The organism is Streptomyces atratus, from assembly GCF_040655115.1.
Taxonomy (GTDB): domain Bacteria; phylum Actinomycetota; class Actinomycetes; order Streptomycetales; family Streptomycetaceae; genus Streptomyces; species Streptomyces atratus_D.
The window spans coordinates 186,009-209,806 of the sequence record NZ_JBFAJH010000001.1; the positions used below are offsets into that span (position 1 = coordinate 186,009).

A 23,798-nucleotide genomic window follows, 5' to 3' on the forward strand; every position below is an offset into this window, starting at 1 on the left:
TCCCGTTTGCCGCTCAGCAGCGTAAAGCCACCGGACGGCTCCCGGCTACGCAGGGTGCAACGGCACGGGAACGGGTTGGACGCGAGGAGGAGGCGGAGTGTCTGCCTTGTGGCGCTTGGCCCCCGGGCGTCCGGGGGCCACGCATACCCGGTGGGGGGACCTCAGGCCGTCCGAAGTGCGAGATGAACCACGTCGGGCACACCTCGGGCAACATGCACCTCTTCCGTCCTTACCCCGCTGAATCCGGCATTCCGCAAGGCCTGTTCGAAGTCGTCGGACGGCCGGGCGGACCAGACCGCGAGCACCCCGCCCGGATTCAGCCGTTCCCGGCAGTCGGCGAGACCGGCGGGCGAGTAGAGGCTGTCGTTGTCGTCGGTGACGGTCCAGTCCGGTCCGTTGTCGATGTCCAGACACAGTGCGTCGTAACGGTCCGTAGTCGTGTGGAGGTACGCAACCAGATCCGTCGCCAGGATCTCGGTCCGCGGATCGGCGAGCGCGGCACCGGTGATCCGGGCCAGCGGACCACCCCGGTGCCAGTCGATGATCGCCTGCTCCCGCTCGACGACCGCGATCCGCCCCCAGCGCGGTTCGGCCGCGGCGTGGGAGAGGGAGAAGCCGACCCCGAGACCGCCGATCAGCACCGCCGGGTCCGGCCGCCCTGCGGGCAGCGCGGCAAGCGCCGCGTCGATCAGCAGCCGCTCGGAGCGACCGTCCGCGGTGTCCATCAGGAAGCAGCCGTTGGCGATGATCTCGAAGTCGTCACCCCGCTCCCGCAGGACGACCTCCCCGTACGGTCCTTCGCGGCGGTCGAGCGTGACGGGGCTGTGGGCGGTGCGGCGGTCGGCGGTGGGCATGTCCTCGGTCTCCGGATAGAGGGCGGGTGAGTCCCTGCCATCCTTGCCCGGCCGCGCGGCCGGGACCAGCGAATTGCCGGATCGGTACGGGGCGCGGAGAGGTGAAAGGCGTGGTCACACGGGCTCCGGCCGTGCGCCGCGCACCACGAGGAGCGCCCCGCCTGCCACATACGCCACCACTGCCACCGCCCACGCCGCCCCCTGCGGCCCCGGCTGCATCGGCCAGGCCCAGACGGCGGCCGCGCCACCCGGGGTGCGGGGCGCCGCCAGGTAGACCGCGCCGCCGTAGACCGTCATCGGCAGCCAGCTCAGCCGGGCACCGATCAGCGCCGCCGACCCGGCCGCCACCCCGGTCGCCCCGAGCATGTTGCGCACCATCCCCGGCGCGCCGAACGCCTCCGGATGCCCCGGCACCGCCAGCGCGAGTGCTCCGGTGACGAACACGGTGAGGGTCAGCAGATGCAGCAGCCGGCGCGGCCACCAGGGGCGTACGGCGGTCTGGTCCAGCTCGGCGGTGTGCGCGTGCATGCCGGTGGAGATCGCGGCGGAGGCGAGCAGCGGGGCGAGCACCAGGACCGGGACGCGCCCGGTGTGGTCGAAGTGGTCCTGCAGCCAGTCCGCGGCCCAGGCGGAGACGAGCACGATGCCGGCCAGGGCGGCGGCGGTGAGGGGGAGGGCGCGCGAGCGGATGTAGAGGAGCGGTCCCTGCGCGGTTCCGTTCACAGTGCCGGCACCTCCGCCGGGTCGCAGCTCTCCCGGGAAGCCAGGTAGCGGCCGAGCCAGGCCCTGCGGCCGGTGTCCGGCATGGCTTCGAGACGGCCCAGGTAGCCCTTGACCTGCGGGTTCTCGACGGCGGGGTCGTTCACGGGAACCAGCCACTCCTGTACCGCGGAGTCGGTGCGGTGCACGCGCCAGTATTCCTTGCTTTCCTTTCCGGTCCCCTCCGACGGGCAGTCCCGCCTCATCAGGCCGGCGGCGGCGTCCTGCGCGTACGCACGGGGATCGAGCAGCTTGTTGCGCACGACGTCCCAGCCGAGCGTCAGGCGCGACAGCGGTACTTCGCCGCCGTCGGGGCGTGCGCCGTTCTCCACGTACCGGGTCGGTGCGTTCGGGACCCCGTCCAGCCGGGAGAGCATGCCGCTCAGGGCGTCCGACACCTGCGCCAGCATCGGGCCGGCATGCCCGTTCACACAGATCTGCGGGACGCCGTCCGTGCAGATCCGGCGGGCCACCGTGGGGTCGTCCCGCCACAGCTCCTCGCCGGTCCGGACAATGAGCGACCCGGCGGCGACCGCCACGACGAGCGGTATGACGGCGATCACCCGGCGCCGCGCCGCGTACCCCAGCAGCACGGTGAGGGCCGGACCGCCCAGCCAGGCCAGCATGACCGGGGCGAACCACCACACCGGGACGGATACATCCAGTTCGACCTGCTCGCCCGGGCTCAGGAAGCGGACATCCGACTCCAGATAGGAGGGGACACCCAGCCCGACGTACGTGCAGACCGCCAGGACCGGCGCGGTCAGCCGCCACGGCGACAGCCGCCCGACGACGAAGCCGACCAGTGCGATCGACGCCAGAAGGGAGCTGTCGGAGACGGCGAGGGAGAGGGACGGGCCGCGGCCGGTCGCGTACGGCAGGTTCGCGGCCACCAGCACCGCCAGCGCCACGAGATACCCCACCGCTGCCCACAGGGCGACGGGCGCCGCCGCCGTCACGGCCCGGCGCAGCCGGCTGCGGGGGACGGCGGACAGCAGCTCGGTGGTGCGGGCGCGGCGTTCGCGGCCGCCCTGCCAGCAGGCGGCTGCCGCCGCGAGCGGACCGCAGAGCAGCGCGTTCACGGAGCGCAGCAGCGACTGGGTCTCGCCCCAGTCACCCTGCCACTGGTCAGCCCTCGCGCCCAGGGTGACGAGGAGGGTGAGCGCGACGGCCGCGCCGGTCCACGGCGGGATGCCGCGGCGCAGTTCGGTGCGCAGCGGCGTACCGGAGGCCGCGGTGCCCGCGTCCCGGACGCGGGTCAGGGTCCCGGTCATCGGCCTGCCACCGCCGTGCGGTGAGCGCGGAGCGCGGCGGTGTAGCCCCGCTCGATCGAGTTGTCGCCGAGGCTGTCGTCCGCCCCGTTGCCGCCGATCGCGGTGAGTTCGGCGGTGGTGCCGCGGTAGGCGATCCGGCCGGCCTCGACGAGCGTCACCTCGGTGCAGGCCGCTGCGACGTCCTCGACGAGGTGCGTGGAGACGATCACCGTGGATGTCTCGCCCAGCTCACGCAGCAGCGCCCGGAACTCGACACGCTGCTCCGGGTCGAGGCCGGCGGTCGGTTCGTCCAGCAGCAGGAGGTCCGGATCGTTGACGATCGCCTGCGCGATGCCGACGCGCCGCACCATGCCGCCCGACAGGGTCTTCACCTTCGCATCGATCCTGTCCGTCAGTCCGACCCGTGCCACGGCCCGTTCGACCGCCTCCGGGACCTGCGCGGCGGGCATCTCCTTGAGCCAGGCGACATAGCCGACGAACTCGCGGACGGTGAAGCCCGGGTAGTAGCCGAACTCCTGGGGCAGGTAGCCGAGACGACGCCGGACGGCCGAGCGGCTGCGGTGGTCCGTCACCGCACCGACCTCGCTGCCCAGCAGTTCGACCCTGCCGCCGGAAGGTGCGGCGACGGTCGCGAGGACCCGGATCAGAGAGGTCTTGCCCGCCCCGTTCGGCCCCAGCAGGCCATGGACCCCGGGAGCGAAATCGAGGTCGACGCCGTCCAGCGCGGTCCTCCTGCGGTGGCGGACCGTCAGCCCGCTGACGCGGACGGTACGGGCGTTTCGGACTGTCACGGTGCTCATGCGTTCACGCTCACAACTTCTCCAGATGGTCGAAGGACCGACGGCGTACGGTCAGCAGGGCGGCGCACAGCAGCGCCCCCGCCGCCCAGCCGCTCTGCGCGAAGGGCCCGGCGAAGTACCGGGCCGCCCCGTCGGCCAGGGCGTCCGGGTCCAGGGGTGTCGCGCCGGCGGACGGCACGACGACGGCAAGGCCCCAGGCCGCGGTGACGGACGAGGCGCCGGCACGGCATCCGGTGTACGAACCCAGCGCCAGCGCGGCCAGGGTCATGGCGACGGCCGGCACCAACCAGGCGACCGCACCGGGCGCACCCGCCGAAGCGGGCAGTACCGCCCCCGCCGCGGTCAGCAGCGGGACGCTCACGCCGAGGACCGCGGCGGTCCTGATCAGCAGGAGCCGCAGCCCGCCGGACGGTGTGGAGGCGGCGAGTTCGTACACGGGATCCGCGTGCCGCCCGTACGAGACGCCGACCCCGGCGAGCGGCAGCACCGGCGCGATCAGGAGCAGCAGCGGACGGACCGGGAGACCGGCCTCCGCCCCGGTCCCGCTCCCTGCGCCGTACGCGAGGGCGACGGCCGCGGCCGCCACCAGCAGCACGGCCACCAGCCAGGGGCCACGCAGCGCGGGTCCGGCGGCCCGGAGGGCGGGGGCGAGGAGGGGAACACGGTGGTGGCGGGGTGCGGACGGGGGCACGGATGCCGGGGCCCGAGCGGGTCCCCGCACCGCGGCCGATCCGCGGACCGCATCCGTGCCGCCCGCCGCCGCGGCGAGCACCGCTGCCCGCACGTCGTCGACCACGGCCGCCGCGCCCCCCTGTCCGCGTACTGCCGCCGACACCCGCGCCGCGCACCTCCCGCACACCTCGATGTGCTTCTCCAGGGACCAGGCGTCGGTCTCCGACGCCGTGCCGGACGCGTACCGCCGCGCCGGCTCCGCGCCCACATGCCAGCCCGTCATGCCATGCCTCCCAGCGGTTCGCCGCCCGGCGTCAGCCGGTCCAGGGCGGCGCGCAGCTCGCGTCTGGCACGCATCGCCCGGGTCTTGACCGTGCCCTCGGGTATGCCGAGGAGCTGTGCGGTCTCGCGGGTCGTCAAGCCGTCGATGACCGTCGCGCGCAGGACCTCCCGCAGTTCGGGCGAGATCCGGTCCAGTGCCGCGCCCACGTCCGCGTACTCCAGGCCGGCCAGCACCCGTTCCTCCGCGGACGGGGCGACGGCGGACCGGTCGGTGCCCCCGGCCTGCTCGGCCCGGGTGGCGCGTTCGGTGCGGGCCTCGGCGCGCCGGGCGTCGACCAGGCGGCGTGCGGCGATCACCCACAGCCAGCCGCCCGCCTGCCCGCCGCGGTGCGTACCGGCGGACCGCCACGCGGTGACGAATGTGTCCTGCAGTACTTCCCTCACCGTCTCCGGGTCCGCGCACCGGCGGCTCAGCCGGGCGAACAACCAGCCGGCATGCCGGTCGTAGAGCGCGGCGAGGGCCGCCGCATCCCCTTGTGCGACGGCGCGCAGCAGCGCGTCGTCATCGTCGGTCAGGTTCTCCCCCGAGGGGCACATCAGCCTCACATCCCCTCTATCGGGCCGTGGCCCCTCGCCGGTTCACCGTGTGGCATGCGCCATGGACGGTGCGGACATGATCGCGGAAGGTTGGGCGTTGTCCCCGGGTACGTGAGAAAACAGGGGGCGTGAGAAGCCGGGGGCGTGAGAAAAGGGAGTCTGGCGCGGTGCACCGGAGTACGTACGGGGCAGCACAGGTACGACGTGACGCGGCCCCGCTGCTCGATGCCGTACCGGGACCGCGGCGTTCGGTACCGCCGGCCCCCGTACCGCCGCCCGACGCGCCCGCCCGGTCCTGGCTGTGGAGGCTGCTGCCGACGCCGACCGGGACGCCGTTCACCTTCTGTTATCTGCTGGTGCTCGTCGCCACGTCCCTGTTCACCGCCTACGCCGATCCGGACACCGTCTCCGCCGTGCTGCGCGAATCGAGCACCGACGTCGCGCATCTCACGCGGACCCCGCTGCGCGTTCTCGTCGCCAGCGCCCTGTGGATCGCGGGCGGGCTCACCTCTCCGTACGCCCTCGGCTTCGCTCTCGTCCTGACCGCCCTGGAGCGGCGCATCGGCGCGTGGCGCACCGCCGGGGTCTTTCTGCTCGGGCATGTGGTGGCGACGCTCGCCACGGAGATCCCGGTCGGGCTCTCCGTGGTGGCCGGACATCTGCCGGAGACCTCGCTGCACCGGCTCGACTACGGCATCAGCTTCGGTCTGATGGCGAGCGTCGGTGCGCTCGCCGGACTGCTCACCCCGCTGCCGCGCACCCTGATCCTGGTCGGCGTCGGGGTGATGCTGGCGCACGATCTGCTCGTGTTCACCGATCCGCTCACCGGCTGGGGGCATCCGCTCGCCCTGCTGCTCGGGGTGGCCTGCCGGCCGCTCCTGCACCGGCGCGAGGGCCTGATCGAGAGCAGGTCCAGATCGGAGACACCGGGAATGGCCGTGCCGCGCGGAACGCTCCCGTAGAGGTAGGCGCTGTGCAGTTGCGTGGTGTCGAACGCATCGGCGATCCGGGAGCGGGCCGCCTCGACCACGCGGGCGAACGCTGCCGGTATTCGGCTCAGTGAGCCTTCACGTCTGATCGTCCCGTCCTTGGCCAGGCTGCTGTCGTCCACGCGTGTGTCGCCCATACGGGAACTCTCCCCCGTGCGCAGGGCAGCCGCGAACGGCTTGCGCAGGCGACGGGTGCGGCGGAAGAAGATCGCTGAGAGCGAACACGGGCCCGGGAACATTAAGTAGGTCAGGAGCATTGAGTCTGCATAGCTCAACTTGACTGCCGAAGGGGAGATCATGGCTACTGAGTCCAACGCGGTCACTCCGCTCACCTTGCCTGTGCTGCCACTCGACGACGAGGTCGTGCTGCCCGGAATGGTGGTTCCTCTGGACCTGTCCGACACGGATGTCCGGGCCGCCGTCGAGGCTGCCCAGGCCGCCGCCCGTCCGGGTGGTGGCAAGCCCGAGGTGCTGCTGGTGCCGCGGATCGACGGGACCTACACCGGGACCGGTGTACTCGGCACCGTCGAGCAGGTCGGCCGGCTCTCCGACGGGGACCCGGGCGCCCTCATCCGCGGCCGTGACCGCGTGAGGATCGGTGCCGGGACCACCGGACCCGGGGCAGCACTCTGGGTCGAGGGGACCCGCGTGGACGTCCCGGTTCCCGACCCGCTCCCCGGCGCCGCCGCCGAGCTGGTCAAGGAGTACAAGGCCCTCGCCACCAGCTGGCTGAAGAAGCGTGGCGCCTGGCAGGTCGTGGACCGGGTCCAGCAGATCGACGACATCTCCGCGCTCGCCGACAATTCCGGTTACTCACCGTTCCTCACCACCACCCAGAAGGTGCAGCTCCTGGAGACCACCGACGCGGTCGCCCGGTTGAAACTCGCCATTCAGTGGCTCGGCGAGCATCTCGCCGAGCAGGACGTCGCCGAGTCCATCGCCAAGGACGTCCAGGAGGGCGTCGACAAGCAGCAGCGCGAGTTCCTGCTGCGGCGCCAGCTCGAAGCCGTACGCAAGGAGTTGTCCGAGCTCAATGGCGATCCGGGGGACGAGTCCGACGACTACCGGGCCCGCGTCGAGTCGGCCGATCTTCCCGAGCACGTCCGGGAGGCCGCGCTCAAGGAGGTCGACAAGCTGGAGCGCTCGTCCGACCAGAGCCCCGAAGGCTCCTGGATCCGAACCTGGCTGGACACCGTCCTCGAACTGCCGTGGACCGAACGGACCGAGGACGCGTACGACATCCGCGCCGCCAAGGAGATCCTCGACGCCGAGCACGCGGGCCTGGACGACGTGAAGGAGCGGATCACCGAGTACCTCGCGGTGCGCAAGCGCCGTGCCGAACGCGGTCTCGGGGTCGTGGGCGGGCGGCGCGGCGGCGCGGTGCTGGCCCTCGTCGGACCGCCCGGCGTCGGCAAGACGTCCCTCGGTGAGAGCGTCGCGCACGCCATGGGCCGCGAGTTCGTCCGCGTCGCGCTCGGCGGTGTGCGGGACGAGGCGGAGATCCGTGGCCATCGGCGTACGTACGTCGGTGCGCTCCCCGGACGCATCGTCCGCGCCATCAAGGAGGCCGGTTCCATGAACCCGGTCGTCCTGCTCGACGAGATCGACAAGGTCGGCTCCGACTTCCGCGGCGACCCGGCCGCGGCGCTCCTCGAAGTCCTCGACCCGGCGCAGAACCACACCTTCCGCGACCACTACCTGGAGGTCGAACTCGACCTCAGCGACGTCGTCTTCCTGGCCACCGCCAACGTCCTGGAAGCCATCCCGGAGGCACTGCTCGACCGCATGGAGCTGGTCAGGCTCGACGGCTACACCGAGGACGAGAAGGTCGTCATCGCCCGCGACCACCTGCTCCCCCGCCAGCTGGAGCGGGCCGGTCTGGAGAAGGACGAGGTGACGCTCGACGAGTCGGCGCTGCGCAAGCTGGCGGGCGAGTACACCCGCGAGGCGGGCGTACGAAACCTGGAGCGGGCCGTCGCCCGGCTGCTCCGCAAGGTGGCGGCCCAGCACGAACTGGGCGACCGGGAGCTTCCGTTCACCGTCACCGACGAGGACCTGCGGGGTCTCGTCGGACGGCCGCACCACGTCCCCGAGTCCGCCCAGGACCCGGCCGAGCGCCGCACCGCGGTGCCGGGCGTGGCGACCGGACTCGCGGTGACCGGCGCCGGTGGCGACGTGCTGTTCGTCGAGGCGTCGCTGGCCGACCCGGAGACCGGCGCGGCCGGACTGACCCTGACCGGGCAGCTCGGCGACGTCATGAAGGAGTCCGCGCAGATCGCGCTGAGCTTCCTGCGCTCGCACGGCGCCGAACTGGAACTGCCCGTCGCCGACCTCAAGGACCGGGGAGCGCACATCCACTTCCCGGCGGGGGCGGTCCCCAAGGACGGTCCGAGTGCCGGTATCACGATGACGACGGCGCTGGCCTCGCTGCTCTCCGGACGGCTGGTCCGTACGGATGTGGCGATGACCGGTGAGGTGTCACTGACCGGACGGGTGCTGCCGATCGGCGGGCTGAAGCAGAAGCTGCTGGCTGCCCACCGGGCCGGCATCACCACCGTGGTGATCCCGAAGCGGAACGAGGCAGACCTGGACGACGTCCCGGCCGAGGTCCTGGAGAGGCTGGAGGTTCACCCGGTGACGGATGTCCGCCAGGTGCTGGAGATCGCCCTCGCTCCGGCCATGGCCAGGGCGGAGGAGAGGATCCCGGCCGCGGCGTGAGCGCCATGGCGTGACGGGCGTGGCATGACGTGCGCGGCCGGTCGGACGGCCCGCACCACCCGAAAGGGCGGTGCGGGCCGTTCCGCGTATCCGGGTGCGGGAACGTGCTGTTCCGTGACCGGGGGGCACGGAAAGGCCACGCTGCTGCCGCAGACCGGCACGCCGCGGTCCGTCGGCCGGACCGCCGTCCCGGTGGGCTCGGTGGTGCGGCCGGTCGACGGGGTGGCGGACGAGGGGCGGCTCGCGATGCGCCGGGGTGACCCGGACGCCACCGGGCACGAGGACACCGGTGCACCGGTGACGGTGCCCTGCTGTGCGTCGTGACCGACAGGTTCTCAGGGGCGGTAGACGGTCCCCGGCACCGGCTCGGCGGGGGCCATCAGCCACGGGACCGTCACCAGGGTGTGGCCGCGTTCCTTCAGCGCGTCGATGATGCCGGGCACCGCGGGCAGGTCCCCCCGTAGATGTCGTGCAGCAGGATGATGCCGTCCTTGCTCGCCTGATCGAGTAATCCGCTTCTTGATCAGCGCGGAGTCGGTCGACGAGGGAGCCCCGGCGACGGGGAGCGTCACCGGGGCTCCGGGGGCGGAGGCTCAGCCGTTGGCGAGTGCCTGTACGCGGTCGAGAGCGCCGTTGAAGTGGTTGTGGTCGCCGACGTACGGGCCGGACGACGTGTACTGCCACATCGTGTAGTAGCCCCAGCCGGCCGGGAGCGTGCCGACCGTGGTGTCGTAACGGGCCACCCACAGCGGGTTGGTGGTGCCGAAGCCCGAGTTGTTCCCGGTGCAGGTCGTCCACCAGCTGGTCGCGGTGTAGATGACCGCGTCACGCCCGGTGCGCGCCTTGTACGTGTTCACGAAGTCGCGGATCCAGGAGACCATGCCGGCCTGCGTCTTGCCGTAGCACTGCGCGCCGTACGGGTTCCACTCGATGTCGAGTACGCCGGGCAGCGTCTTGCCGTCCTTCGACCAGCCGCCCCCGTGGTCCACGAAGTAGTTGGCCTGGGTGGCGCCGCTCGTGGTGTCCGGGGTGGCGAAGTGGTACGCGCCGCGGATCATGCCGACGTTGTACGAGCCGTTGTACTGCTGCGCGAAGTAGGGATTCGTGTAGTACGTGCCCTCGGTGGCCTTGGTGTAGGCCCACCGGACGCCGCTGTTCCAGAGAGTCGTCCAGTCGACGTTGCCCTGGTAGCTGCTGACGTCCACGCCTTCGGTCTGGGCGACAAGCATGTCGCGCGGCAGGCCGCCCCGGCCGTCGTGGGCGATGACGCCCATGCCCATCGTGGCCGACCCGCGCGCGGGCTTCTTGGCGGCGGCTGTGGGGGAGTCGGCCGCGGTGGCCGCGCCGGGCAGGGTGAGCAGGAGCGAAAGTGCTGCGAGGAGGGTTCCCAGCGCCGCCAGGCGTGAGCGGCGGGTCGTTCCGGATCCGGATCTGTGCACGGGCATGTGCGTGCCTCCGAGGCCTCGGTGGGGGGATCTGCAGACCCAGGGGGGCGGCTCGGCGCACCCCTGCGGCATGTCATGGTGTGAACATGCCAGCAATGAAGCTACGCACGTAGACCCGCCTGGCGGAAGAGGGCCTGGGCGCCGCCGTTGGTCTACGCCTGCGAAATACTGGCGGAGCTGCGGCGACGACCGGCGGCTAAAGAAACTTTCAGCGGCAGGAAAGCTCATGAGGGGTGTTGACGTGCACGGGAGCGAGAGCGGTAGTGAACCCGGCGCGGCCGGAGGAAGTGGTGCGGACCACGAATTCCTGGCACTGGAGCGGGAATTGGCCGTCTTTCTGCGCCGCGCGCGGGCCAGTTCCGGTGAGATGGCACGGGAGGTCCATCCCGAGCTGGAGGCCGCGGCGTACGGACTCTTCGTACGGCTGGAGTCCGTGGGGCGGCAGCGGGCCACCGATCTCGCCGCGTACTTCGGCGTCGGAAAGGCGACCATGAGCCGTCAGCTGCGCGCCCTGGAGGAGCTCGGACTGGTGGCGCGCGAGCCCGATCCGGCCGACGGCCGGGCCTTCCTCGTCCATCTCACCGACGAGGGGCTGGCACGCTTCCGCAGTGTCCGCGACGCGCGCCGTGACCGGTACGTGAGCAAGCTCGCCGACTGGGACCGGACCGAGGTGGCGGAATTGGCGCGGCTGCTGCACCACTTGAACGCCCGCGCCGAGGACTGACGCCGGCCGGGCCCGACCCCGGACCGAACCTCGACCGGCCCGGCACCCCCGAGCGCTCTCGGACCCCGGCCTCGGTAAACCGCCCACCGGAGAGCGCCCCTCCATGCCCCGGCCCGGGTCCGACCCCGCACCCGGGTGGCCTACAGCACCGCGAAGACCGCCGTCGCGTCGTCATGCGTCTTGCTGCGCCGCAGATACGCTTGCTCCGCGTCCGCGTCCTCAAGCGCCCTGACCCGGTCGATCAACCCCTGCGAGCCCTCCTTGCGGAGCACCGTGAGGCAGGCCGCCCAGTCGCCCTCGTGGAACATCTCCGTCCAGCGGCTCGCCCCGTCCGTCAGTGCGGCCACCGCCCGCACCTCGGCGAGCGGTGTCCACCCGGTCACGGCGCGGACCGCCACCCCGGGGTCGGCGGCGGCGGTGAAGAAGCCGCCCTCCTTGTTCCGTACCTGCGCATCGGCGATCGCGTCGGTGGCCAGGGAGCCGGGCGGCAGCCGGTCGAGGCGGTCGTCGAGCACTGCGCGCACCGTTCCGTCCGGCGACTCGAACAGCAGGACCGAGTCGGAGAGCACCAGGTGTTCGACCCCTTCCTCGTCCCAGCGCACCAGGACGACGGTCGCCTGAGGCGTGCGTACGTGAGAAAGGTCACACAGGGAACGATGCGTGTCGGCGGTGCGCCGGATGGACTCGGCGAGGATCTCGGTGAGCGTCAGATCTCGCCGCGAACCCGACAGTTCGACCAGCGATCCGCCCAGTCGCGCGGTGAACCAGGGCACAGAGTGCACACAACCGTCGTTCCCCTGCGGTGGAGTGACTCCGTCGAGCAGAACGAGCGTCCCACCCCTGCCGGAAGCGGGAAGCGCGGTGGCTGCCCAGTCCTCGTTGGGGCGCTCGGGGCTACCGGGAGCCGTGGCGACTTCGATGCGCATACGGTCAGTCTGCACGACGCCTTCACGGAGCCTGCACGCGTCAGGTGCTGGACCGTACCAGCAGGTCAGTGGGGGAGTCCTGGGCGGAAGGAACGGCTCCGTGCCGGGTGCGGGCGGGCATCTTGCCAAAGCCCGGGCGGAAGTTCCAGCCGATGGGCCAGGTGTGCTCCACGGCGCTCGAGGGGAGACTTGTTCGTCAACTCTTGAGTGATGTTCACTCGTTCAGGTGGCGGAGCGGTTGATGCGCGCCCCCCTCTCAAAAGCACTGGAATGGTCAGAAGCCGTACCAGGGGTCGGGGTGTCATTCCACATGTGACCGTGTGTCACCTCTGTCTCAAGGGTGGACGAGTCAAGATTGCGAGCACCGGTGCAGAAGAAGCGGCCTCGGAGCAAAGGCAGCGAGCGAAGTGATACCGGGGCGACACCTCCGGCGCCGAGCGGGAGTGAGCCGACCCGGCGCACCGTCCGCGTACGCAGTCGGCTGGTCGCCGGCGTCGCGGTCGTCGGCATCACCGTCATCGCCGCGGGCGCACCCGCGGCCCTCGGCGCCTCCACCGAACTGACCGAGTCCCAGCGGCTGGTCACCCTCGCCGAGCTCAACCAGCAGGCGGTGGCCCTCGCCCATTCCCTCGCGGACGAGCGCGACGAAGTCACCGCCTACATCGCGGGCGGCCGGGACGGGAAGCCCGACGCGAAGAACGACGGCCCCAGCGCCCGCGTCGACCAGCAGATCGACGAGATCCGCGACACGGCCCCCGCCGCGCTGCGCCGCGACCTCTCCACGATCCCCTCCCTGCGGCGCACCGCCCTCACCGGCAAGGGCTCGGCACTCGCCGCCCACCAGGCGTACTCCGAGATCATCGCCAAGCTCCACGACCTCGCCGCCGAACTCGCCGACAACACCCCGCCGCGCGCCGCCGAGGCCACTCGTGCGCCCCTCGCCCTCGGCCAGGCCGCCGAGCAGGCCTCCGCCACCCGCGGGCTGCTGATCGCGGCGCTCTCCGTGCCTCGCAAAGAGGCCACGGCCCCGCAGATCGACCCGTTCACCGGGCTGCCCGTCCAGAACCAGGACGAGAGCAGCAGCGAGGACGACCGCAACCGCGACGAGCTGAGCGCCGCCGCCCAGCAGGCCAGGGTCCGCGAGCTCTCCTCGCTCGCCGACTTCGACCAGGCCGCAGGCAGTGCGGCCCGCGAGAAGCTCTCCTCCACCGTCACCGGACCCGAGGTCAACAGAGCGGAGAAGTACCTCGCCGCACTCACCGACCGCCCCGAACTGTCGGACTCCGACCAGAAGGCCGACCGGAAGAAGGTCGAGGCGTCGCTCTCCGCCCGCATCGACCGGATGCGCAGCGTCGAGTCCGCCCTCGGCACCGCCCAGGTTCAACGCCTGGAGCAGCTGCGCGACGACGACGTCACCGCGCTCGAACTGCGCATCGCGCTCCTCGGCGGCTGTCTGCTGGTCGCCGTCGGCGTCTCCACCGCCGTGGCCCGTACGCTGACCCAGCCGCTCGCCGTCCTGCGGATCGGCGCCGCCCGCCTCGCCGTGGAGCCCGCCACCGCCGAGCCGGTCCGCTACACCGGCCGCAACGACGAGTTCGCCCAGGTCGTACGGTCCCTCAACACCCTGCACGGCAAGCTGCACGGGCTGCTCCACGAGTTCAACGGCCGCTTCGAGGAACTGGAGAACGAGCGCGGCGAACTGAACGCCGGACGCGAGGCCCTCACCCTCCAGCGCACCGAACTCCAGGCCCGCACCGCCGATCTGACCGCCCAGCTGGAGCGGCTCAAGAACACGGTCCACCACACCTTCGTCAACCTCTCGCTGCGCACCCTCGGCCTCGTCGAGCGCCAGCTCGGCGTCATCGAGAGCCTGGAGGAGCGCGAGCAGGACCCGGAGCGGCTCGCCACCCTCTTCAAGCTCGACCACATGGCCACGGTCATGCGGCGCCACAGCGAGAACATGCTGGTCCTCGCGGGCGCCGAGCACGGCCACGGGCACTCCGGCCCGATCCCGCTGGTCGACGTGTTGCGTGCGGCCGTCAGCGAGATCGAGCGGTACGAGCGGGTCACCATCCAGTCCCTGCCGCCGCACGCCCAGATCGCCGGTTTCGCCGCCGACGACCTCAGCCACCTGGTCGCCGAACTCCTGGAGAACGCGACCTCCTTCTCGCCGCCCGACTCCCATGTCGAGCTCTCCGGCTGGCTGCTGGAGACCGGCGAGGTGATGCTCTCCGTACAGGACGAGGGCATCGGCATGTCGTCCGTACGGATGGGCGAGCTCAACGCCCGGCTGGCCGACCCGTCCTCGTTCGAGGCGGGCGAGCAGAACGCCGGAGGCGCGGGCCTCGGACTCCAGGTGACGTCGCTGCTCGCGGCGCGCCACGGGGTGCGGGTCCAGCTGCGCGAGCAGAAGGGCAGCGGGGTGACGGCGGTCGTCGTGCTGCCGCAGGCGCTGCTGCCGAAGGCGCCGCCCGCCGCCACGCCGCCGCCCGCGACCGTACCGGGGGACGCACCTGCGCTGAACCTGCCCGGATCGGTCGCCGAGGCCAATTCCAATGCCCTGCCGCGCCGGACGCCCGTGCTGCCCGGCGACCCGCTGATCGCCGCCGCCGAGCAGACGATCCGTGAGTCGGCGCCGGAGCCGGCCCAGGCGGAGGTGCCCGCTCCCGCAGCGGTGCCCGAACCGCCCGCACCCGAGCCGGCCGGCGCCGAGTCCGAGTCTGAATCCGAGTCCGAGTCCGAGTCCGAGACCACGATGCAGGTCCGGCTCCCGGAGATCCCGGAGTTCCGGGACGCCCCCGCGGCGCAACCGGTCCCGTCGGCCGCACCGGTCCACGAGACCCCGGCGACCCCCGACCCGTACGCCATCGGCCCCGACCGCCACGAGCGCACCGCGGACGAGACCCCGGAGCCCTTCGCCGCCCCGGTTCCTTCCCCGGCGCCCGCCGCCGAGGCCATTCCCGGCCCCCGGCAGCCGGAGCCGCAGGCCGAGCGCATCACCGACAAGGGACTTCCCAAGCGCACCCCCAAGGTCGTCAAGCCCGCCGCCGCCCCCTCCACCGAGCGCAAGGGCGGCCTGGACAAGGACGCGCTGCGCCGCCGTCTCGGCGGTTTCCATCAGGGGGCGAAGGACGGCCGCCGCGACGTCGAGGCGGAGATCGCCGACGGTGCCGACACCGGTGCCGGCACCGTACAGACCGAGCACACCGAGCTGGCAGACCGTTCCGGCGGTCGAACCGATGAGACGGGGGACACAGTCGAGGAGGCACGCAGTTGACTGCGCCCAGCACATTCGGGCTGAGCACCGAGGCCCGGAACCTTCACTGGTTGCTGAGCAATCTCGTGGAGGAGGTGCCAGGGGTCCACTCGGTCACCGTCGTCTCGTCCGACGGACTGATGCTGCTCTCCTCCGACCCCGGCCGTCAGGCAGCCGCGACGACGGACGGCCGGCAGGACGGCCCCCGGGGCTCCAGCGCCGACCTGGCGACCATCGTCTCCGGCATCGGCTCCCTCACCGTCGGCGCCGCGAAACTGATGGACGGCGGCGGGGTCGAGCAGACCATGGTCGCCATGGACGAGGGCAGCGTCTTCGTCATGTCGATCAGTGACGGTTCGCTGCTCGGCGTGCACGCCACCCCCGACTGCGACATGAGCGTCATCGCGTACCACATGGCGCTCTTCGTCGGCCGTGCCGGACACGTACTCACCCCCGAACTCCGCAGTGAACTGCGCAAATCGATGGAGAGCGCCCAGTGACGCCCGCTGCTGAACCCGCCCGCAGGCTCCCGGTCCGCGGGTCCGACCGACGGCCCGCCCGGGTCCGCCCGTACTCGCTCACCGGCGGCCGCACCCGCTTCGGTCACGTCCTTCTCGTCGAGACGTTCGTGGCCGCGCTGGAAGCGCCCGAGGAGCGCCGCGAGCTCACCAACGGCAACCTCGCCACGCGGGTGATGCCCGAGCTCCAGGCCATTGTCGAAATCTGCCGCCGCATGCGTACGGTCGCGGAGATCTCGGCCCTGTTGAAGATGCCGCTCGGCGTGGTCCGAGTGCTGCTCAGCGACTTGGCCGACCAGGGAAAGATCCGTGTGTACGGGACCGGTCACGGCACCGGCCAGCCCGACCGCGCACTGCTCGAAAGGGTGCTGAATGGACTCCGTCGTCTCTGATCCACTCCTGTCCGCCCCGCGTCGGCCGGGACCGGAGGACCAGGCCGAGGAGCCGCTCCAGGCCTGGCAGTTGGATCACACCAGGGCCCCCATAGCCACGAAGATAGTGGTCGCGGGCGGGTTCGGCGTCGGCAAGACGACCTTCGTGGGATCGGTCTCCGAGATCACCCCGCTGCAGACCGAAGCCCTGATGACCCAGGCCAGCGAGGAGACCGACGACCTCACCGCGACGCCCGACAAGGTCACCACGACCGTCGCGATGGACTTCGGCCGTCTCACGCTCGACGACGACCTCGTGCTGTACGTGTTCGGCACGCCCGGACAGCAGCGCTTCTGGTTCATGTGGGACGACCTGATGCGCGGCGCGATCGGTGCGGTGGTGCTCGCCGACACCCGGCGGCTCTCCGACTGCTTCCCCGCGCTCGACTACTTCGAGAGCTGCGGACTGCCGTACATCGTGGCCGTCAACCACTTCGAGGGGACAACCGGTTACGAGGCGGAGGACGTCAGGGAGGCCCTGACCGTACCCCCGAACGTGCCTGTTGTGATCATGGACGCGCGTAACAGGATCACCGTCGTCGAGTCGCTGCTGGCCCTCGTGGGTCACGCTCTTGCCGCCACCCCCGCGTAGGGGGTGACCGGCCCGTCCGGGCCGGACACACCTCGCGCACGTACCACGTAGACGTAACGGAGAACCGCGATGCGGAAGATACTCATAGTCGGAGCCGGCCAGTCCGGTCTCCAGCTCGCCCTCGGACTGCAGTCCAGTGGGTACGAAGTCACCCTGTTGTCCAACCGCACCGCCGACGAGATCCGGTCCGGCCGGGTCATGTCGACGCAGTGCATGTTCGACACCGCGCTGCAGCACGAGCGTGACCTCCAGCTCAACTTCTGGGAGTCCCAGGCCCCGCGCATCGAGGGCCTCGGCGTCTCGGTCGCCGCCCCCGACTCCTCGCGCGCCGTCGACTGGGTCGGCAAGCTGGACGGCTTCGCCCAGTCCGTCGACCAGCGCGTGAAGATGGCCGGCTGGATGGAGACGTTCGCCCAGCGCGGTGGACAGCTCGTCATCCACGGTGCGGCCGTCTCCGACCTCGACTACTTCTCCCGCACCTACGACCTGGTGATGGTATCCGCGGGCAAGGGCGAGCTGGTTTCCATGTTCGGCCGGGACGCGTCCCGTTCGCCGTTCGACGCCCCGCAGCGCGCCCTGGCCGTCGCGTACGTCCACGGCATGGGCCCGCGCCCCGAGCACCCCGAGTTCGACGCGGTCCGCTGCAACCTGGTCCCCGGTGTCGGCGAGCTCTTCGTGATGCCGACCCTGACCACGTCCGGCCGCGCCGACATCCTGTTCTGGGAGGGCGTCCCGGGCGGCCCGCTGGACGTCTTCCAGGGCATCAAGGACCCCTCCGAGCACCTCGCGAAGACGCTGGAGCTCATGGAGCAGTTCACGCCGTGGGAGTACGCGCGCGCCACCAAGGTCGAACTGACCGACGCCAACGGCACCCTGGCGGGCCGTTACGCCCCGACCGTGCGCACGCCGATCGGCCGGCTGCCCAGCGGCGGCCTGGTGCTCGGCGTGGCGGATGTCGTCGTCGCCAACGACCCGATCACCGGCCAGGGCTCCAACTCCGCCTCCAAGTGCGCCGACGCGTACCTCAAGTCGATCATCGAGCACGGCGACCGGGCGTTCGACGCGGACTGGATGCAGTCCACGTTCGACCGCTACTGGGACACCGCGCAGCACGTCGTGAAGTGGACGAACGCCATGCTCGGTGTACCGCCGGAGCACGTGCTGAACCTGATCGGCGCCGCCGGTCAGATGCAGCCGGTCGCCGACCGGTTCGCCAACGGGTTCAACAACCCGGCGGACTTCGACAACTTCTTCTTCGACCCGGAGAAGACGAACGCGTACCTGGCTCAGGTCTCCGGGGCCGCGTCGGCCGCCTGACCTGCGAAGCAGTCGTTGGCGTTGGTCAACGTTGGTGGTTGTGGGCCGTCCTCGGACGGCCCTCGGACGGCCCAGAAGAAAGCCAAGCCGGCCACCTGCGCTTGCAGCGTGACCTCTCTGCCCTGCTGCCGATCTGCCAGATCAGCGGTAACAAGGTCGACTGGGGCCTGCACAGCTTCGCCTTGCGGACGAGTCGAGCCTCGTCTGCGTCCTGCGAGTCCTGCGCGAGGTACTCCGCCTGCCCCTGGGCCAGGCACGTGTGATGGCCAGCGCGCTCCAGGAGACCGGCCTGGTTGGCACGCTGGTCGAGATGGAGCTCATTGCCGACGGGCTGCAACGCCGATCAGTCGCTGCAACGATCGAGACATTGGCCGAATGAACCCTCACGCACACCCAGAATGGGCTCCCGTCCCGTGCGGGCATGGGACGCCGCCGCGGCTCTCCGGGTCCCCAGTTGCGCGGTGACGTTGCCGTCCACCGCTGCTGTCACGAACGCGCCCGTGGTCGCTGGCCGGCCTCGGCCACCGCGGATGGACCGACAGTAGACACGGGATGTTGGCGATCCACGTATGACAAGTTGTCAGCACATTCGCTACGACTGGCCCCCGGCGGCGCTTCGGTGGCCCACACATGGCTCACAGTCCGCTGAGGGTCCATGCCCTTGAGGGCGCACCAGGCAGACCGCGACCGACACCCGCTTTAGGAGCGAGGCGGGGCGAGGCTGTCACTGACCCGGGTAACCCCGACTTCGGGGCCTGCGGCACCTGAGTTCCGCTGACCGCTGCCTTTCCCCGTGAGTCCCCGCACAATCTGGCACGCCTGTGGCACGGGCCGACCCCCTCTGAAGCTCCTCAGTCCGCGGGGATCAGGTGTGCCCAGACGGCGCGGAGCCTCTCGAGCAGGGCGCGCTGCTCGTCGATCCAGCCGCGGTCCATGGTGAGGGAGACGGCCAGCCTCGTGGTCTGCTGGTCTGCGATGGTGACCGTGATCTCATCGTGGTCGTCCTCCCGCCAGTTCAGGCGGATGCCGATCTCGGCGACTCGCGCGGCCTCACGCCAGACGGCGTCGCGCCCTGCGGCGACCTCGTCCAATACGTGCGCCCAGCCGGCCAGGTCACTTGGATCCACATAGGTGTCGAGGACACCGGCCACGAAGTCGTTGTGGACCAGGAGCTGTCCCTGCACGTCCGGGATGCCCGGGGCATAGGAGTCGTTCAACTCGACCACGACACTGCCGCCGCACTTACCGGTGATCCGCAGCAGTGCGGACCGCTCGGACTCCTTCATGTCCCACCCCTGGGTACTCGATCCAGTGCTGATGCTGGGCACTCTAGGCGGCACCACTGACGATGCCCGCCACGCTCAACGTCTCGATGGGCGACTCAAGGCCTGCCTTCTTGCCCCGGGTCTTGCCGGGGATCTTGGTGAGCTGGGTTATTGCTGGTCCGAGCGCTGGTCGGCTGCCCCTGGGTGGTCGTCATCGGTCATCGTTGGCCGCTGTCGAGCGGCCTCGGGCGGCCCAGAGACGGCCCAGCTCACTTCTCCGCGTACTGCCGGAAAGTGATTGGGTCGGCGCGTCGGGCCGGTTCCCGTCGGGAGAGCCAGGGTGCGCGGCCCGGCTGACGTGTGTACCGGGGGTGCCGGATGAGTTATTCGTTGCCGGGCTCGGATGAGGAGTTGTAGCCCTCGTCCGAGCCGCCGGACATGTCCCGGGGCAGCTCCGGGAGGCTGTAGCCACTCAGCGGAGGGCTCTCCGGATCCGGACGCACGGCGCCCAGCAGTGGATTCGACGCCAGCGGCGAGACCTTCACCCGCGACCCGGGCCGGGGCGCCTGTACCACCAGGCCGTTGCCGACGTACAGGGCCACGTGCGTGGCCTTCGGGAAGTAGATCACCAGGTCACCCGGGCGCAGCGCGTTCAGCGGTACCTTCCGCAGCTGCTGCCACTGCTCCTGCGAGGTCCGCGGAATCGTGCGTCCCGCGCTCGCCCAGGCCTGCGAGGTGAGCCCGGAGCAGTCGAACGACCCCGGGCCCTCCGCGCCCCACACATACGGCTTGCCGAGCTGCTTGACCGCGTACCTCACCGCCTCGTCGCCCTTCTGGGACGGCGGCCGGGCCGAGGACAGGGCGCCCGAGGTGACCAGCTTGCCCTGGGCCTTGTCCGTGGCCTGCTGCTCCAGCCGGGACACCTTGGCGATCTGTTCGGCGGAGAGCTTGGCCAGCAGCGCCTCCACCTTCCTCAGCCGCGACTGGACGGTGTCGCGCTGCTTCTTCTGCCGCGCGGCCAGCACCCGCTGCTTCTCGAGCACCTTGCGGGACGCGGTGGCCAGCTCGGTGGCGCGTTTTTCGGCGCCGCTGAGCCGCTTCACGGTCGCGGCCCGGCCGGCCGACATCCGCTGGATCACATGTTCCTGGTCCAGGGCATGCTCGGGATCGCGGGACAGCATCAGCTGTACGTACGAGGAAAAATCGGACTGCCCCTGGTACTGCTCCCGGGCCAGCCGCCCCGCGTCGCTGCGGCTGCGGCCCAGCGCGGTCCGCGACACGGCGAGAGCGGCGGCGAGCTTTCTCTCCTCCGTCTTCCGCTTCTTCAGCTTCGCCGCGGTCTTGTTGTACGCCTCGCTGGCCTCCTCGGTCCGCTGGTACAGCTTCTTGAGCTCGGTCAGCAGCTCAGCGACGCTCTTCGTGGCGCGTGGCTCACGGGACGGGCCGGAGGGGCCGGGACTGCTCGGGTCCGCGGGGGCGGCGACGGCGGGTGAGGCCGCGACCACCGCGGCGAGTGCCGCCGCGCAGACGGTGCGCAGAACCCTGGACGACACGGGATCACCTCCGAAGCCGGGGCGATCGCGGGACCACCCCATGAGTGAGCGCAACGCGTCAATACGGTCACTCGGGGGCGGGTGATGCAAGAACCGTGCGGTTGGCGGCGCCCGGATTCGCCCGGACGGCGGGGCGGCCCCAGGGGTGTCCGGCGGACCACGGCCGGGGCCCTGATCCGCCGGACACCGCCGAGGTCATTTCACCGGGAACGCGTAGAACATCCGTTCTCGCTGGACGACGGCGAACTTCCCGAAAGCCAGCACCCGGTACGGGGCGGTGACCGTGGCGCCCTTCGGGTCCTGCACCCCGATGTCCTGGAACTTCCACAGCCGCCGTCCGTCCGCCGCGGCGAACGCGGTGACCTGCTCGTCCCCGGCCGCCAGCACGGTCCTGCCGGTGGAACTCACGGTGACGACGGGCGCCCGTCCGCCCGGGACCGCCTCGGTGGACCGCCGCCAGCGCAGCTTCCCGGACTCCCGCTCGACGGTGCCCACTTCCTGGTCGCGGCTGGTGGTGTGCAGCAGCGCCCCGGCCGGGACCGGTGTCCCGAACACGGACCCGGGCGTGCCGTTCAGCGTCCACTTCGGCTTGCCCGCGGGCATGTCGAACGACTGGAGGGCGTCGCCCGCCGCCGCGTACAGCAGTCCCCGGTCATCCCCTACGGCCGCCCCGTCCGGACCGACCGCGCCGAACGACCTGGTCCACAGCAGCTTCCCGCTCTTCCGGTCGAACCCGCGGAAGACGGCCTTGCCCTTGGCGGCCTTGACGTCGTCGGGGGTGAGCGTCGCGCTCTTCTGACGTACGACGATGTCGTCGGGGCGGACGGCGATCAGCTGGTAGGCGGGGGTCGTCGATTCCCGGCCGGTCGGTACGGGGGTCCGCCACAGCTCCTTGCGCTGCACGATGTCGTACGCGAACAGGAACGACGTGACGACCTGCGTGTCCTTCCCGCGCTTCTGGCCCTTCTTCGGCTTCTTGGCCTTGACGGTGACCTTGTGGGAGCCGGTGAACCAGATCGCCGGACCGGACTGGCCGATGACGTCGGACACTGTCAGGGACGGTGCGCCTTCGAACTGGTTCTCGTATGCCACCCGGTGTGCGACGGTTCCGTCCTTCGGCGACAGCCAGAGGAACTCGGACGGCCCGGCGACGAAGCAGAACGCGTCACCGGCTGCCAGGGCAGCCTGCCCCTTTGCCGCGTCCGGGCACCCCCAGAGGCGGCGGCCGGTCCGCAGATCGACGGCGGAGGCCTCCGTCCCGCCGGTCAGCACGAGCAGCCGGTCGCGCCAGAGCGCGGCGGTGAGTGGCGCGGGTCCGGACTGGGGGGACGTGTACACCCAGCGCGGCTGCGGCGGCAGTCCGGCCACGGTGGGGCCGCTGGGGGACGGGGCGGGCTTGCCGTCGTCCGGGGCGTCGGAGTCGTCGGACCCGAGGGCGAACACACCCCCACCGCCGACGATCAGCCCGGCCGCGCCGGCGGCCGCACCGAAGAGCAGGGTGCGACGGTCGAGGGTGGGGGAGGGGGATGAGGATGAGGAGGGTGCGGGCGTGGGTGTGACGGGCGGCGGGGGCAGAGCGGGAATCGCCGCTGCCGGGGCCGGGAGGGGGCGCGGCACGAGCGGTGCGGCGGGTGGCAGGACGGCGGGCAGCCGGTCCGGGGGGCCGGTCCGTTCCCGCGGGATGGACAGGTGGGTGGTCGGCCGGTCGGGCTCCGGGGCGCGGGGGCTGCCGACGCTTCCGATCCGGGTGGTCCGGGTGTCCTCTCCGAGGCCGCCGTCGCCGGGCGCGCCGGTGGCGGGGCTGTCGGGCGTGGCGGCCTCAGGTTCGGTGAGAGCCCCGTGGGGGGCCGCGTCGACGGGACCGTCCGTCGGCGCGTCGGCCGACCCCCCGGACACCAGCTCCCTGACGCGGGACTCCTGTTCCGCAAGCGTCTTCGACAGCTGCTCCGGCAGCCAGCCGCCCCTCGTCAGGCCCGCCGCGCCCTCCAGTGCCAGTTCCGCCGCCACCGTCCCGGACCTCGGCCGGTCGGCCGGGTCCTTGGCCAGGCAGCGCGCGATCAGCCCGCGCAAGTCCTCCGGGACCGCGCCCAGTTCCGGCTCCGCATGCGCGATCCGCTCGGCGGCCTCCGCCGCCGGACCGTCCGCGAGCGGGGTCGTGCCGGTCGCCGCGTACGCCAGCAGCAGGCCCAGCACGAAGAGGTCGGAGGCCGGTCCCGCCGTCTCGCCCTCGACCTGCTCCGGGGTCAGATATCCGAGCCGTACGGAGAGCTGCCCGCCCGCTTTGGCCTCGGCATCGGCCGCCGCGCCCAGCGGTCCGAAGGCGGTGAGCCGCGGTCCGTCCCCGGCCAGCAGCACGGTCCTGGGGGCGAGTCCCTCCAGTACGGCCCCGGTGGCGTGCACCCGGGAGAGCGTCTCGGTGATGCCCGCGCCCAGTATCCGCACGGCATGTTCGGGGAGGGGACCTGCGGCGTCGATCGCCTCGGCGAGCGTCAGCGCCGGTACGTATGCCACGGCCGTCCACAGATCCCCGTCGTCCGCACGGGTGGCGAGCTGCGGCTGGACCCAGCCACCCGCCAGCCGGTCCGCGGTGCGTGCCTCCGCCTCGAAGCGGCGGCGGAAGGCGGGCAGCGCGGCAAGCTCGGGCCGGGCCGCGGTGATCACGACGGTGTGGTCCGCGGAGCCGTCCGTGGTGTCGGCCGCGCTCGCGTCATGCGCGACGTACTGGACAGCGCTCGCCGTCTCGCGGAACCGCGCCACCACGGTGTACGGACCGAAGCGGCGTGGATCGTCCTGACGCAGCGCCTCCATGGCGCACCCCCTTGTGAC

Annotated in this window: 20 protein-coding genes and 1 pseudogene; 9 read left to right on the plus strand and 12 right to left on the minus strand. The window is 71.6% G+C overall.

The genetic code is table 11. The features are described from left to right. Nucleotides 1–161: 161 nt before the first annotated feature. The 6 genes from AB0I23_RS00880 to AB0I23_RS00905 form a co-directional block, all read right to left on the minus strand. The gene (locus tag AB0I23_RS00880; protein ID WP_359105526.1) at nucleotides 162–854 is read right to left on the minus strand and encodes a spermidine synthase; all 693 of its coding nucleotides are present in this window, start codon (nucleotides 852–854) and stop codon (nucleotides 162–164) included. Nucleotides 855–968: 114 nt separating this feature from the next. After that, a complete protein-coding gene (locus AB0I23_RS00885) occupies nucleotides 969–1,577 on the minus strand; it encodes a hypothetical protein (protein ID WP_359105529.1) in 609 nt (202 codons plus the stop codon). Then, nucleotides 1,574–2,887 carry a hypothetical protein gene (locus AB0I23_RS00890; RefSeq protein WP_359105531.1) on the minus strand — a complete coding sequence of 438 codons (1,314 nt, stop codon included), beginning with the start codon at nucleotides 2,885–2,887 and terminating at the stop codon, nucleotides 1,574–1,576. The genes AB0I23_RS00885 and AB0I23_RS00890 overlap by 4 nt, the downstream gene beginning before the upstream one ends. Next, the gene (locus AB0I23_RS00895; protein WP_359105533.1) at nucleotides 2,884–3,687 is read right to left on the minus strand and encodes an ABC transporter ATP-binding protein; all 804 of its coding nucleotides are present in this window, start codon (nucleotides 3,685–3,687) and stop codon (nucleotides 2,884–2,886) included. Before AB0I23_RS00895 ends, AB0I23_RS00890 begins: the two co-directional genes overlap by 4 nt. A gap of 10 nt (nucleotides 3,688–3,697) precedes the next feature. Further along, complete coding sequence (locus tag AB0I23_RS00900; RefSeq protein WP_359105536.1) at nucleotides 3,698–4,642, minus strand: hypothetical protein; 945 nt, start codon at nucleotides 4,640–4,642, stop codon at nucleotides 3,698–3,700. Next, nucleotides 4,639–5,238, minus strand: a complete 600-nt coding sequence (locus tag AB0I23_RS00905) for an RNA polymerase sigma factor (protein WP_359105539.1) — start codon at nucleotides 5,236–5,238, stop codon at nucleotides 4,639–4,641. Before AB0I23_RS00905 ends, AB0I23_RS00900 begins: the two co-directional genes overlap by 4 nt. A 167-nt stretch (nucleotides 5,239–5,405) precedes the next feature. On the opposite strand from AB0I23_RS00905, the gene AB0I23_RS00910 reads away from it, so the two are divergent. The 3 genes from AB0I23_RS00910 to AB0I23_RS00925 all read left to right on the plus strand — a co-directional run bounded on the left by AB0I23_RS00910 (nucleotide 5,406) and on the right by AB0I23_RS00925 (nucleotide 9,269). Further along, complete coding sequence (locus AB0I23_RS00910) at nucleotides 5,406–6,200, plus strand: rhomboid-like protein (RefSeq protein ID WP_359105542.1); 795 nt, start codon at nucleotides 5,406–5,408, stop codon at nucleotides 6,198–6,200. A 324-nt stretch (nucleotides 6,201–6,524) separates the two neighbouring features. Further along, nucleotides 6,525–8,945, plus strand: coding sequence for an endopeptidase La (gene lon / locus AB0I23_RS00920; protein ID WP_359105544.1), 2,421 nt, complete (start codon nucleotides 6,525–6,527; stop codon nucleotides 8,943–8,945). Between the two features lie 114 nt (nucleotides 8,946–9,059). Continuing rightward, nucleotides 9,060–9,269 carry a hypothetical protein gene (locus tag AB0I23_RS00925; protein ID WP_359105546.1) on the plus strand — a complete coding sequence of 70 codons (210 nt, stop codon included), beginning with the start codon at nucleotides 9,060–9,062 and terminating at the stop codon, nucleotides 9,267–9,269. Nucleotides 9,270–9,280: 11 nt separating this feature from the next. On the opposite strand, the pseudogene AB0I23_RS00930 reads toward AB0I23_RS00925, so the two are convergent. Continuing rightward, a pseudogene (locus AB0I23_RS00930) lies at nucleotides 9,281–9,490 on the minus strand (polysaccharide deacetylase family protein); the annotation flags it as partial. 48 nt (nucleotides 9,491–9,538) lie between these two features. Beyond that, a complete protein-coding gene (locus AB0I23_RS00935) occupies nucleotides 9,539–10,390 on the minus strand; it encodes a lysozyme (RefSeq protein WP_359105549.1) in 852 nt (283 codons plus the stop codon). Between the two features lie 226 nt (nucleotides 10,391–10,616). Between AB0I23_RS00935 and AB0I23_RS00940 the strand changes: the two genes are divergently transcribed. Further along, entirely contained in the window at nucleotides 10,617–11,114 is a 498-nt protein-coding gene (locus AB0I23_RS00940) for a MarR family winged helix-turn-helix transcriptional regulator (RefSeq protein WP_436846856.1), read from the plus strand. A 140-nt stretch (nucleotides 11,115–11,254) separates the two neighbouring features. Here the strand turns inward: AB0I23_RS00940 and AB0I23_RS00945 are convergent, their stop codons facing one another. Beyond that, nucleotides 11,255–12,040: a hypothetical protein gene (locus AB0I23_RS00945; protein ID WP_359105551.1), complete on the minus strand. Its 786-nt coding sequence runs from the start codon at nucleotides 12,038–12,040 to the stop codon at nucleotides 11,255–11,257. Nucleotides 12,041–12,407: 367 nt separating this feature from the next. Between AB0I23_RS00945 and AB0I23_RS00950 the strand changes: the two genes are divergently transcribed. From AB0I23_RS00950 to AB0I23_RS00970, 5 genes are all read left to right on the plus strand, one after another. Further along, a complete protein-coding gene (locus tag AB0I23_RS00950; RefSeq protein ID WP_359105553.1) occupies nucleotides 12,408–15,317 on the plus strand; it encodes a sensor histidine kinase in 2,910 nt (969 codons plus the stop codon). Beyond that, nucleotides 15,314–15,796, plus strand: coding sequence for a roadblock/LC7 domain-containing protein (locus tag AB0I23_RS00955; protein ID WP_359105556.1), 483 nt, complete (start codon nucleotides 15,314–15,316; stop codon nucleotides 15,794–15,796). The genes AB0I23_RS00950 and AB0I23_RS00955 overlap by 4 nt, the downstream gene beginning before the upstream one ends. Then, on the plus strand, nucleotides 15,793–16,206 hold the full coding sequence (locus tag AB0I23_RS00960; protein WP_037689183.1) for a DUF742 domain-containing protein: 414 nt from the start codon (nucleotides 15,793–15,795) through the stop codon (nucleotides 16,204–16,206). Before AB0I23_RS00955 ends, AB0I23_RS00960 begins: the two co-directional genes overlap by 4 nt. Continuing rightward, nucleotides 16,187–16,837: a GTP-binding protein gene (locus tag AB0I23_RS00965; protein ID WP_359105558.1), complete on the plus strand. Its 651-nt coding sequence runs from the start codon at nucleotides 16,187–16,189 to the stop codon at nucleotides 16,835–16,837. The genes AB0I23_RS00960 and AB0I23_RS00965 overlap by 20 nt, the downstream gene beginning before the upstream one ends. 69 nt (nucleotides 16,838–16,906) lie before the next feature. Continuing rightward, entirely contained in the window at nucleotides 16,907–18,154 is a 1,248-nt protein-coding gene (locus AB0I23_RS00970) for a styrene monooxygenase/indole monooxygenase family protein (protein ID WP_359105560.1), read from the plus strand. A gap of 851 nt (nucleotides 18,155–19,005) precedes the next feature. On the opposite strand, the gene AB0I23_RS00975 is transcribed toward AB0I23_RS00970, so the two are convergent. The 3 genes from AB0I23_RS00975 to AB0I23_RS00985 form a co-directional block, all read right to left on the minus strand. Further along, entirely contained in the window at nucleotides 19,006–19,440 is a 435-nt protein-coding gene (locus tag AB0I23_RS00975) for a DUF5959 family protein (RefSeq protein ID WP_359105563.1), read from the minus strand. 362 nt (nucleotides 19,441–19,802) lie between these two features. Further along, nucleotides 19,803–20,972, minus strand: coding sequence for a C40 family peptidase (locus AB0I23_RS00980; protein WP_359105565.1), 1,170 nt, complete (start codon nucleotides 20,970–20,972; stop codon nucleotides 19,803–19,805). A 195-nt stretch (nucleotides 20,973–21,167) separates the two neighbouring features. Then, the gene (locus tag AB0I23_RS00985) at nucleotides 21,168–23,780 is read right to left on the minus strand and encodes an outer membrane protein assembly factor BamB family protein (RefSeq protein WP_359105567.1); all 2,613 of its coding nucleotides are present in this window, start codon (nucleotides 23,778–23,780) and stop codon (nucleotides 21,168–21,170) included. Nucleotides 23,781–23,798 lie beyond the last annotated feature (18 nt).